General features: G+C 69.4%; 6 protein-coding genes. 5 read left to right on the forward strand and 1 reads right to left on the reverse strand.

Annotation, left to right across the window (positions count from 1 at the left end; translation table 11 throughout):
- The first annotated feature begins 79 nt into the window (after nucleotides 1-79).
- From ACVWNX_RS00065 to ACVWNX_RS00075, 3 genes are read left to right on the forward strand one after another with little or no spacing between them, the layout of a single operon-like run.
- Entirely contained in the window at nucleotides 80-613 is a 534-nt protein-coding gene (locus ACVWNX_RS00065; protein ID WP_007387412.1) for a hypothetical protein, read from the forward strand.
- Entirely contained in the window at nucleotides 610-2,676 is a 2,067-nt protein-coding gene (locus ACVWNX_RS00070; protein WP_454411757.1) for a DEAD/DEAH box helicase family protein, read from the forward strand. Before ACVWNX_RS00065 ends, ACVWNX_RS00070 begins: the two co-directional genes overlap by 4 nt.
- Nucleotides 2,666-5,386 (forward strand): TerD family protein, encoded by a 2,721-nt coding sequence (locus ACVWNX_RS00075; protein ID WP_454411758.1) that lies wholly within the window; start codon nucleotides 2,666-2,668, stop codon nucleotides 5,384-5,386. Before ACVWNX_RS00070 ends, ACVWNX_RS00075 begins: the two co-directional genes overlap by 11 nt.
- On the opposite strand, the gene ACVWNX_RS00080 is transcribed toward ACVWNX_RS00075, so the two are convergent.
- The gene (locus tag ACVWNX_RS00080) at nucleotides 5,370-5,519 is read right to left on the reverse strand and encodes a hypothetical protein (protein ID WP_454411759.1); all 150 of its coding nucleotides are present in this window, start codon (nucleotides 5,517-5,519) and stop codon (nucleotides 5,370-5,372) included. The two genes, ACVWNX_RS00075 and ACVWNX_RS00080, sit on opposite strands and share 17 nt — an antisense overlap.
- Nucleotides 5,520-5,595: 76 nt before the next feature.
- Here ACVWNX_RS00080 and ACVWNX_RS00085 point away from each other — a divergent pair, with 76 nt between their 5' ends.
- Together ACVWNX_RS00085 and ACVWNX_RS00090 are read left to right on the forward strand one after the other, a co-directional pair.
- On the forward strand, nucleotides 5,596-10,890 hold the full coding sequence (locus tag ACVWNX_RS00085) for an AAA family ATPase (protein ID WP_454411760.1): 5,295 nt from the start codon (nucleotides 5,596-5,598) through the stop codon (nucleotides 10,888-10,890).
- Entirely contained in the window at nucleotides 10,887-12,062 is a 1,176-nt protein-coding gene (locus ACVWNX_RS00090) for a hypothetical protein (protein ID WP_454411761.1), read from the forward strand. Before ACVWNX_RS00085 ends, ACVWNX_RS00090 begins: the two co-directional genes overlap by 4 nt.
- Nucleotides 12,063-12,079 lie beyond the last annotated feature (17 nt).

Below are 12,079 nucleotides of genomic sequence, written 5' to 3' on the forward strand. Positions count from 1 at the left end.
GTGAAGGGGGAACATGGGGGCGTGGTTTGAGCGCATGGCGGCTGTCCCTGGCCTTGCCTTTGCCGGGAGCCCGGGTGTCATGCGGGAGGCGCTGCCGGGCGCAGGGGTTCGTCCGGACGAGTCGTACGGCTCGCCGATGTGGCCGACCGCAGAGGGGAGTACGTCTGCGACACCGGCCAGCCGGCATGTGCCGTTCGACGCGCGCGGCGCTGAGCTGATCGCCCGTGTCTGGGAGGCGCTGGAGCTTCCGGGCTCGGCCAGGGACTACCACTTTGTTCTGCAGAGCGCGGTCGACCGGCTGTGGAGTACACGTCGTGCGGAGCCTGGGGCCCTCGCCGCGCTTGAGGTGTTCGCCCTGCTGGACCTGGAGTTGATGGAAGCAACCCCGCACGCGGTGTCCTTCGACACCACTGATGCACCGGCGGCGTTTGTGCGGGTGTCCTCGGTGCCACGGTTGATCGGCCTGCTGGAGCGCGAGGGCGCCTTCGCGGAAGCACTTGAGCTGGCACGGCGGTTGGCCCGTTTCGGGCAGGGCGAGGATGTGGCGGCCCGGCTGTCGGAGAAAGCCCAGGCGCTGGTTGCCGAGGCTGCGGCACAGGGCGGATCGTCATGAGTGCGGGTCTGGAGCGACTGATCCCGGCTGCCTCCTACTTGGAGGAGGCGTTCTTGCGGTGGGTGCTCACGCCGGCCGTGGACGCGTCGATCGTTGCGCGGGTCCGCAGTCAGCACCCGGTCACCGTCAACGAGCGCACTTACCGGCTGGACTACCTGATCGCGGGTGAGACGCTGCAGTTGGCCGTCGAGCTCGACGGGTTCGCCTTCCACAGTGACCGGGCCGCGTTCACCTACGACCGGCTGCGACAGAACGATCTGGCCGCGACCGGCCTGACCGTTCTGCGGTTCTCCTACGACGCGGTGCGTACGGACACGGCGCGCTGTGTGGCCCAGTTGCAGGCGATGCTGAGGCAGGATCCGCTCCTGGCGCCGCTGGTGACTGCCGTGCCGCGCATCGGGATCCCGGACATGGCCGGCGATCCGATGCGGGCGGCCGATCCGCCTGGCGGTGCCGAAATGCCCTCATGCGGGGCGTACTTCGCCGGTGTGCGGGCCAGGGTGGACCGGGCGCCGCTGCGGGAATGCCAGGACGAGGCGTTGGCCGCGTTGGCGAACTACTACGCCTCCGGCGGCCGGCATGCGGCTGCGGTGATGGCGGTGGGGTCGGGCAAGACGGCCCTGGGGGTGGCGGCCGCGTTGTCGTTCAGCCGACGGCGGGCGCTGGTGGTGACCCCGGGCTCGGTCATCCGCGGCACCTTCGCCAAGGCCCTCGATCCGGGGATACCGGGCAACGTCCTGTATGGGCTGGCGGGCGGGCCGCTGCTGCCCGGTGCCCGTCCGCCGGCCACGCTCGTCCTGGACGCGGACGACGGGCAGATCAGCCAGGTCAGCCGTGAGCGGCTTCTGGACGCGGACATCCTGGTCACCAACTTCCATGCGCTGGGCGCGGGCGACAGTGACGGGGACCTGCTGGCCAAGCTGGAGGCGGAGGACATCGACTTCATCGTCGTCGACGAGGCGCACATCGCGGCCAGCGCCTCCTACCAGCGGCTGTTCGCCCACTTCCAGGGTGCGCGCACCCTGCTGATGTCGGCGTGCTTCCAGCGTTTGGACGGCAAGCCGATCGACGCCGATGTCGTCTACCGCTACCGGCTGGTGGACTCCGTCGCGGACGGGTCGGCGAAGAACCTGCGGGTGCACCGGTTCGCTCCCGAGGTAACGTCGACGGTGTATGAGGTGGTGTGGCCGGACGGGCGGCGCGAGCAGATCGTGGGCCGTGATGCTTTGCTGGCCACGCTGGGCGACGAGCGGAAGATGGCACGCATCACGGCACAGTCCGAGGCGCCGATCCGCCAGGTGATGGCCGTGACGCGGGCGTGTCTGGATGCGCAGGCCAAGCTGCTGGCGCCCGTCAAGCCGAGGGTGCTGTTCGCGGCGATGGGCCAGGCGCATGCTGAACAGGTCGCGCGGATCGCCGAGGAGTACGGGATTCCCAGTGCCACGCTGCACCACAGCATGCCCGCCTCCGCGATCGCCTCCACCCGGCGGCGCTTCGAGTCCGACGCCGGGGATCTGCAGGGCATCGTGCAGTTGCGGATGCTCGGCCAGGGCTACGACTTCCCGCCCATCACCGTGGTCGTGCCGCTGCGCCCCTATGGCAGCTTCGGCGAGTTCTACCAGTTCGTCGGCCGCGGTGTCCGCGTCCTGCGCCAGACCGCGGTGGCTGCCGACCAGCAGTACCTGGACGTGGTCTGCCATGCCGAACTCGTCCTGGAGGAGCATCTGGAGGCCATGTGCGCGGACAACGACATGGATCCCGCTGTGCTCCTGGATGTCCCGCTGATCGACGCCACCTCCATGGAAGGGGATCTCCCCGGTCCCGGCGGCGCCGCGGAGGGGGCCGGTGGGGGTCTGGGCGGGGTGGACGCGTTCGTGCTGTACGAGCGGGGACGCGTCGAGCAGCGCGTGGTGCACGAGCTGGACCGGGTGGAGGCCCGAAGGACGGAGCGGGAGATGCAGCTGATGGCCCAGCGCTACGCCGTCTATGCGCAGAACACCGCTGCGCCGGTGCCGTTTGAGCAGTTCGTCGAGTACATGCGGAGGCTGACCGGTGGCCAGTGACCCGACACGCTGGTGGCAGCCGGCCGTGGAATGCAGTCCCGAGCAGGCGCTTGCCCTGGAGCGGGCGGCCGGGCAGCAGCAACGGTTCGCCGACATCGACGCCCTGGCGGCCAGACTGCTGGCCACAGGGCTCGCCGGACGGCCGGTGGCCACCGTCGTCCCCGGCCGCGGACGCCACACGCCGGACACCGCCAAGGTGACGGCCCTCACCCGGGAAGAGGAAGTCTTCTGCGCCAACGCCTTCGGGGTCCAGGAGCAGCAGCGGCTCGGCGCGTGGTACCTGCCGCAGAAACTCTCGGTGAAGGCAGGGGCAGTCAATCTGCCGTATCTGCTGCGGGAACGCCCTGGCCACGCTCTGACGCTGGCCGCCGATGACACCGCCCGCCTCACCGCTGTGGAGGACTGGGACACGGTGCTGCTGTGGGCGCTGCTGGTGCCGCTGTTCGAGACACTGCTTCAGCCCATCCGGCTGCGGGCGGCAGGAGAGATCTTCCCTCGCACAGAACAGCAGCGGTTCTGGACACTCATCGAGGAGCGTTACCGGCTGCTGGGCATCGACGCGAGCGCGCTGGAAGCCTTCCGCTTCGGCGGCGGCTGGCACCAGCTGGACCGTGCGGGACAGCAGCAGGCCCGCCTTCGTTTGCTGGACACCCTTGCCGCCGCCGACCTCGTGCAGCTTGCCGCACGTCACCGGATCCAGCGGTTGCAAGGGCTGATGGCTGGTTTCGCCAAGAAGGCCAGGACGGGAACAGCCCTGGCGCGCCGGGTGCTCACCAAAGAGCTGCAGCCGGTCGTCTCCGCGTACTTCGGGGGTGACTGGCTGGCTGTGCTGGATTACCTTCAGGCTCCCCCGCACCCGGATGAGGAGATCATCACCGCTCTGCCCGAGCCACGTCTGTACGTCGGCATGGCCACGCAGACGGCCGGCATGGCGGCCGAGGCGGGCATCGCGGAGGACGAGGTCCATGCGATGCTCGCGGCCTTCCTCGGCGGCGGCAGTTCTCTGTCTCCGGTGGAGGAGCGGGCTGCGGCCCTGCGCGGCTGGTGGGCGGACTTCGACCAGGCGCATGCCGGCCAGTCACGGGGAATGCCGTCGTTGTGGGGGCTGGTCGATAAGGATCTGATGAGTCTGAACCGGACCGAGCAGGGGTACACCCCTCAGTTGTACCTGCAGCGTCTGCCCGCCGATGTCCTGGAACGGGTGGGGCGGCTGTGGGAAACGGTGACGCTTGCGCGGTATCCCGGCAGCATCGTCAGCAACCCGCGCCCGCACCAGACCATGGCCGAAGCCCTCGGTCCCGCGGCCGAGTTCTGGCACGGCGTGGGCCTGACCGCCTGGTTCGTGTGCGAAGGCCCCTACTCCCGCACCACCTTGGACCGCGTCGACCGCTATTACAGCAGGCCGCTGGCCGCCCTGCGCGCGGCCGGATGCCCGGTCGACACCGCCCTCTTCCGCGAACTGCAAGCCGCCGAACAACTCCTCGGGCCGGAGGAGGAGATCACGGACAGCGAGGACAGTACGGTCGAGACCCCGTACGGGCAGATGACGTTCACCTCCAGCATGAGTCACGGCGCCCGTCGGGACGGCTTCGAGCGGGTACGGGACGTCATCACACGACACCGGCGGGCCTGGGCCGAGCAGTATCTCGGTGCCTTCGTGGAGGGCCGCTGGCGCTCCGAGTTGGAGGAGGTCGCCCACCAGCATCACCGCTTCGTCGCCGCCAAGGGGCGTCCCCCCACGCTGCCCCAGTTCGCCCGGTTCGCGATCACAGCAGCCAACCACTGGACGGGCGGCGACCTGGGGGCGCTGCACACGGCCATCGGCGAGCCGACGCCATCCCAACAGGAGCGGCCTACCCGCCTACTGACTGAGGACGGCTACGACTTCGCCCGCCGGGTGTACCAGGACCTGGGCGGCAAGCCCGTCGACCACGACACCTGGGTGAACAACCCGGAAGAAACCCAACGGCAGTGGCAGCTCAGCCGCCTGGCCACCGAAAGCCTGCGCCACCTCCAACTACAGGAAGCACTCGGGCGGCCGCCGACCGCCAAGGAGTTCGGTGCCCAGCGGCTGACCTGGCCGTGGCCTGGCAAGGAAACCGAAGGCTGGCCCATCCTCCAGCATGTCATCGCGGCTCTTACTGGTACCAGCCTGCCGCCGATCGCACCCCCCTCCCCCGCCGTCCCGGCCAGCAACGGGGAAAACGCTGCTGGGCAGTTGCTGGCCAAGGGGGCTAACACGGCCGTGGCCACGGAACCGACGACGGTCCGCATCACCTGCACCGGCGCGCCCGTCGATGTCTCCGCTGTACTCCTCACCCGCAACGGCAAGGTACGCGACGACCACGACCTCGTCTTCTACAACCACCCCAGTCACGACGGGGTCAGCGTCGGAGGAGACACCGTCACCGCCGATCTGAACCTTATCCCCGACGACATCACCTCCATCGCCGTCATCGTCAGCATCGACATCGAGGCCCAGCCCGCCGCAGTCTTCGACCAGCACACCCAGTGGCACGCAGACATCACCCAGTCTTCCAGCGCCCAACTGGCCTTCGCTCCAGGGCCGTTCTCATCAGGCGAGACCGTCACCGTCGCGGTGGAGCTCTACCGCCACACAACCGGATGGAAGGCCCGCGCTGTCGGGCAGGGCTACAACACCGGCCTCGCGGGCCTGGCCACCGACTACGGCATCAACGTCGACGCCTGACATCCCCTGTCTGGTACGCGAAACCGTCGACGACCAGGTGAGTGCGGCCGCCGTCGCCGTCGATCTCGCGTGCGAGAGCCGCTGCTGGTGCCCAACCTTCCAGGTGTTCCTGCGCCAGCTGGATCTTGCACACATGATCTCTCCTTGGGTTTCCGTTCCGTCCCGGTACGTCGGGGAGGTTAGGGTGACCGTGAAGCGCACCATGGGGGGTGCCAAGTGAGCAGGGCACGCTGGAGGTGAGCATGGGGCTACGCCCGACACACCTTGGCTACGCTTACCAGGACCTGCTCACCGCGCTGCGGCTGGTGGACCTGGCGGTGGGACGTGCGAATTCCCTGCTGGTCGACACGAAGATGTTCACCGGGGACCGATTTGATGACATCACGTGCGAGTGGGGCACCGGCAGCCGCGAGCGGCTGCAGATCAAGCACACGGATCATGACCGCGCGTTGTCGCTGGAGAGTTTCACGAAGGACAAGCGAGGCCTACGCCTGGATCTGCTCTTCTCCTCCATGGACAACGACTTCACCTCGGATCCGGGTGCCTCGCATCGCCTCGTGGTGCGCGACATGGAGCCGGAGGATCCCGAGCTGACCCAGGTGCTGCGCCCGGTCCACGCGAGCACCGATCCCGGGCCTGCACTGCACGGCTTGAACAGCAAACGGTTCCGTTTCGACGCCGCTGCGTTGCGTGCACACGCTCCGTGGAAGGAGATGCTCGCCCAGGTCAGTGATGACCTGCTCAACCGCGCTTGCGCATCCCTGGTCGTCGACACGGATCTTCCGGCGTGTTCGCTCAACATTCGTGAGCCCGGGCCAGCCGAGGCGGCCTTGCTGCACCGCATCACCGAAGAACTCGGTGCCGGACGGCCGCCGAACCGGCACCGCACGCCCGAGGAGGTGGCGCTGGCCCTGATCGAGGCGGCCAAAGCGGCGCGCAGCCGGGCGGGGACCGTGATGGTCGAGGACCTGCTTCCTCGTCTGAGTCTGGAAGTCGACTTCGGAGCGGTCCGTGAGGGGCACCCCGTGGACCGTGCCACCGAGGTGAGACGTCCTACGGTGCTCACGGGCGTGGTCGCGGCCGTGAAGGACGCTGCTCGGCAGGGGGGTGTCGTGGTGGTCACCGGTGCTCCCGGCATCGGCAAGTCGTGGTTGTGCGAGCAGCTCGGGGATGCGCTGCGGGAATCCTGGCTGGCGGTGAGGCATCACTGCTGGCTCGGCGCCTCGGACATCGACCGTGAGCAGCGTGTGCTGACTGAGGTCGTGATCGGCAGCCTGCTGAAGCAGCTGGGGACGGCCGTTCCGGAGGCGCTGGCGCAGGTCAGGCCGCGCTACGCGGCCACGCCGGAGACGCTCACGGCCGCGGTCACGGCCGCGCGCGGCCTGGCACCGGACCGGCCGATCGCGCTGATCGTGGACGGTATCGACCATGTCAGCCGGGTTCTTGGATCCACCACCGGCAGCGCCTTTCGTCCGCGGGTGGACCCGGCGGCCTCTCTGGTCGCGGACCTCTCCGCCCTGGAACTGCCGCCCGGTGTCGTGCTCGTCCTGGCCAGTCAGCCCGGCCCTCACCTCGAGGCCGTCGACGCTGGTGCCTCCCGTCTCACCGTTGCCCCGCTCAACCGCGCCGAACTGCATGCTCTGGCGGACCGCCTGGGCGTGTTGACGGCCCTGACGTCCTCCTCTGCCGGTGAGGGGCTCGATCCCGCTGCGCGGGCGGAGGCCGCGGTCGCACTGATCGAGGAGCGCTCTCGAGGCAACGCCCTGTACGCCACGTATTTGTGCCGACAGGCCGTGGGTCCTGCCCCGGGCCTGGGAGCGGCGCCGGCGCCGGATGGTGCTGGCGATCCTCTGGAGAGGTTGCGGACGGTGCCGTCGTCGGCGCACGACCTCGACGACTACTACGCCTATCTGCTGGCCGGTCTGACCCCCGGGCAGCGTTCTGCTGTCAGCATGCTCGCGGTCTGCGACTTCGCTGTGAGTGCGTCGGAGCTCGAGGAAATTTTCCCGCTGCCCGGAATGCAACTCGGTGCCGCGCTGAACAGCGTGGCACCGATCGTCGCGCAGCAGCCGGGTATCGGCGGACTGAAGATCCATCATGAGAGCTTCAGCCGCTTCATCCGCCGGGCCGACGGCGACGACAGGTGGGTCGATCAGGTCCGGTCCCAGGCCGCCGACTGGTTGTCCCAGCGGGGCTTCTTTACCGATCCCCGCGCGTTCCGGCACCTGCCCGAACTGCTGGCCGCTCTGGGGCGCGATGACGAACTCGCTCTGCTGATCGAACCCGATTTCCTCTCCCGCGCGATTGCCGGGCTGCAGCCTCCTCAGGCCATCGTCCACACTCTGACCGTTGCCGCGCGGCGTGCGGCGGTCCGCAACGACTGGCCCACACTGGTGCGCTGCGTCGAACTGAGCCGGGCGCGGGCGACGTATGAGGAAGAAGGCCTGCCGGGTTCCCTGGTGCCGTATGCGGATGTGCTGGTGGCGCTGGTGGGAGCCGACCGCGTGGCGGCAAGCCTGATGTACGAGGGTGTGACCACGATGGCGGCGCGGTGGGGCCTGCAGCTGTGTGCGGCGGTCGACCGGGCCGGCTGTGCCGCCCCGTGGGAGGCGTACCTGACGGCCTGGGACGAGGCACGCAAGGAGCGTGTCCACTACGGTTCCGAGAGCGATGAGTCGGTGTTCCTGGCGGAGTTGCGCGGACGGATCCGGTTGCCGGCCCGGGCTGCTGACGATGTCGAGCTCGGGCAGGTCCCGCGTACGCTCGCGCAGCGGGTGGCCCGGTTCCTCGGCCAGGAGGCTCTGACATCGCCTGACGATGCGCTGGGTGTGCTGTTGGACTGTCTGGGTCCAGACCCGTTGCTCGAGAGCGCGGAGCTCATCGAGCAGCCCGACCGGCGCGCGGCCCTTTTGCTGCACCTTGCGGACGCCCATGGCACGGCGGGCGGCGCGCTGCCGTCTGCCCGCGTGCTGGCCACCGCGGCCTGGGCCAGCGGGCCGTGCGACCCGCGGCGCCTGCTCCGCCATGGCGTGGCAGTGTCGGACCTTGCCGAGGAGATCTTTTCCGGGGACATCGCCGCGGTTCTCGCGGAAGCAACACAGGATGTATTGACCGACCGTGCCAGCGGCCTGTCCGGCCCGGTGAACAGGTGGCTGACACTGCTGGCCGTGGCCCATGCTGCCGATCCGCAGGCGCCCGCCCGACTGCTTCCCCTCCTGGACGGCGATGGCTTCTACCGTGCCTGGCTGCGCTTCACCCTTGCCACCGTCGGCCTGCACCCCGACGTCGAGGCGGGCATCCTCACAGCCGAAACCGCGTCCGCGACCGTGCGTGTGGCGCTCGAACAACTGGCCCAGCATGCCCACGCGTTCACGGGCAGCCCCCGGGCTTGCGATCTTGCGGATATCCACCGGCAGGTGCGGCAGGTGTTGCACGACGCCGTCGCCCTGATGCGCGGCGATGATGTCGCTGTGGGCATCGCCTTCCTGCAAGCCGTCAGCGAGGGCACCACCACCTCTCTCATGGGCATGGCCGGAACCGGCCCGCTGATCACCACGGAGCTGGTGTCCCTGCTCGCCGGGAGCGTCGGCCAGGCAGGGTCCGACGTCGTGCACGAGCTCATGCGCACGTTGCGCGGAGTGCAAGCCGAGCGCCGTGCGCTGTATGCGGAGGACGCCGACTTCGAGCTTGAGATGGCCCGCGTGAGTCTCGCCTGCGACGACCCGCACGAGGCGAAGCGGTGCTGGGAGCGTGCCGCCCGCTACATGGGGGCCTATGGCGGTCACAAGGACATCACCATCGAGGAGCTGGTGGATCCGCTGCCTCAGCTCCTGCAGGCCGATCCCGTCCAGGCGCAGGTGCGTCTGGCGCGTACGCAGCCTCTTGTCTATCTCGTCGCGGACTGCACCGACGGGCGGGGCACGGCGGGAACGCCGCAGGAGTGGTGGCGTTCCCTTGCGCGCCTGGATCCGCGGGGTGCCGCGCAGTTGGGCGCCCAGGTGCTGCTGGCCGAGTCCGGGCTGCCCGACGGCCGGGTGAGCGCGGCCCACCGGCAGCTGCTGGCCACGCAGGCTGACACGGCCGACCCCGTCGTCCTGGCCGCGCTCCGCATCGCCGCTGGACCCGATGGCCGCAGTATCCGGCAGGACGTTGCTCTGCTCACCAGGCTCGCTGACCTGCCCGGCGACGACGCGGCCCGCACATCGCGTCTCCTGCCGGTGCTGGCCAATGCGATCACCTCCACCTACGACGACCAGACACTGATCGCCGCATCGCAGGCTGCCGGGGACGAGCCCACTTCTGCGCTGCGCACAGCAGCACAGCGTTGTGGCGGTGAGGGCGGCTTGCCCTGGGCACCCCGCCCCGTGCCCAACAACACCTCACGTGACTGGTTCGGCCCCGAGAAGCACCCCACCACAGACGCGTATCTGCACGCCCAGCAGCGCCCGACGCTGCCAGTAGGTGCTGCTGGCGCGCTTGCTGCGGTCCGTGACCGCACCAGCAAGGCATACGATGCCCCCTCGGGCCCACGGTGGTCGAGGGATGCCCTGGCCAATGCGGTCGGGTGGCGGCTCTTGGAGGTCATCGACGGTCAGGGAGCAGACGCAGCCGCCCAGTTCCTGCACCGGATCGCCGACGAGATGAACGCCTCCAACCCTCTTGAGCTGCTGGCCGACCTCGCCTCGGGGCTCCGCTTGCGCCAGGACAGCGATCCTGGTGTCTTCGGCCCTCTCGCCGCCACGGCGGGCATGCTCGCCTGCACCAAGATGCGAGGCGGCGGCGGATGGCGTTCCTTCGGCGGCAATGACCGGCTGGATCTGTGGCAGCAGGCGCACTCCGCGGACCCGGCCACCGCAGCCCGCAACCTCGCAGACCAGGTGGCCCAGGCCGTCGCCGAGGCGTCCTACAGCCGCACTATCGGTGTCAGCCTGGCCCTGGTCTCGGCGTTCGCTGTTCAGCCCCCGCTCGCTTCACCCCCGGCTGTCAGCGCTTTCGCCTGCTGGGATGCGGCGTATGGCGTCATCGCCCACCGTCTGCCGGGCCGTGCCCGTCTCGGCCAGGGTGCCTACCACCCGGTGCCGGAGCAGGCGACCCAGCACGACATCGACACCGCACTGTGCGAACTTGCGTTGGCCACGATTGCCCTGCCCGAACGCGGCGATAAGCGCCGCGCCCTGATCGCAGCGACGGTTCTGCTGGCCAGCCGTTCCGGCCAGGCGCAGGCAGCCCTGGCACGCGTCCTCTCCTTCGACCTCGGAGCTGGCCCCCTGACCTGGCTCCTGACCGTCCTACAAGGACACCTGCCCGACGGACCTCTGGATGCCGCCCTTCTCGCACAGCTCGTCACGCTGTGCGGCAGTGACGTGCTGTCCGTCCGTGCGGATGCGTCCGCCATCCTGGCCCGCGCTGGCCACCAGGCGCCCGCCCCTGCGGCAACGGCAGCTCATCCGACACTCGCATGCGCCATCGCCGCCGCCCTCTCCCCCAGCGAGGACAGCGCATGAACAACCCTCGGGAGTTCGCAACCCACCTCGTCGACCACTACCTGGGCGACCGCCTAAACGCCACCGGCAGTCCGGCCGGGCTCCGCGAGACCGTCATCGATCTCGTGATCGATGCTCTTCCGGACGTCGAGACGCTCATGCGCATGCAGCTGGATCTTCTGACCAATGGACGCCGCAGCCAGCTTCCCGACGCCTATCTCGCCGACCAGGCCGCCGCCGAAGACGCCCTGCAACGCGCTGCCGCCGGCCTGCGTGCCGCGCTTGCCCAAGCGGGACATCTCGGCAACGCCCAGAATTTCGAACGCGGCGCGGCCGCGCGACTGCGCGATGACCCCCGCGCGGCCCTGCGTGCCGAATTCGCCCGCATTCCCCGCCCTCTGACTCGTCCCGAGGCCCTGGCGTGGTCGCTTGATCCAGCACCGTGGTTCAGTGAGAGCCATCAAGCGGACAAGCTCTGGCCGCCTTCCGGCTTCGCTTCGGTCGCGGGCCTGCGGTCCCTGCCGGGAAACGCCATGGCCTTTGCTCGCGTGGATGAAGGTCCGCACGAGGGCTGGGTGCAGATCGGCTTGTTCGAGCGGCAGCGCACTCCTGCACGCCGATACCCGGATCAGCCCGCCCGCCAACTGCAGATCGCCGTCGGCCTGGAGGCCCTCGACGACGACCCACCGCCCGGCACACTACCCGCCTGCCAGGCCCCCTGGCAGCTGTGGACCAGCCCGTGGCGGCGCCTGGGACTCGGCCTTACAACCGAGTCAGCAGCCGAGCACGTCAGTGCCGCAGACCAGGCCTTGACGGCCCTCACTGACGCTGGAACCGCTGGCCTGATCGATAGGCCTCGCCCTCGCACCCTGAGCGGCCTCGGCCTGCCCGTCTACGTACTCGCACCCGCAGCCAGCGTCGTGGCCGCACTCGGACTTGAACCCACAGAGGGAATCTGCGGGTTCAGCCTCAGCGACGCCACCGGTGAGGCACTGATCTGCCGCCAGTGGCACGGCCACCTCGTCCACGACGGAAACTACGAACCACTCCTGCCCGCGGTCGCGGGAGCTGATCTACTCATCCGGCCCGACCTGTTCGCCCGGCTGCACGACACGATCGGCGCCGCGCGCTGCCGAGCCGGCGTCAACGTCCACCACGAGTCAGCCGACGACACCCTCGACGACGAGGACTGAGGGCGTCCCAGCGACGA

The organism is Streptomyces sp. JNUCC 64, assembly GCF_054484115.1.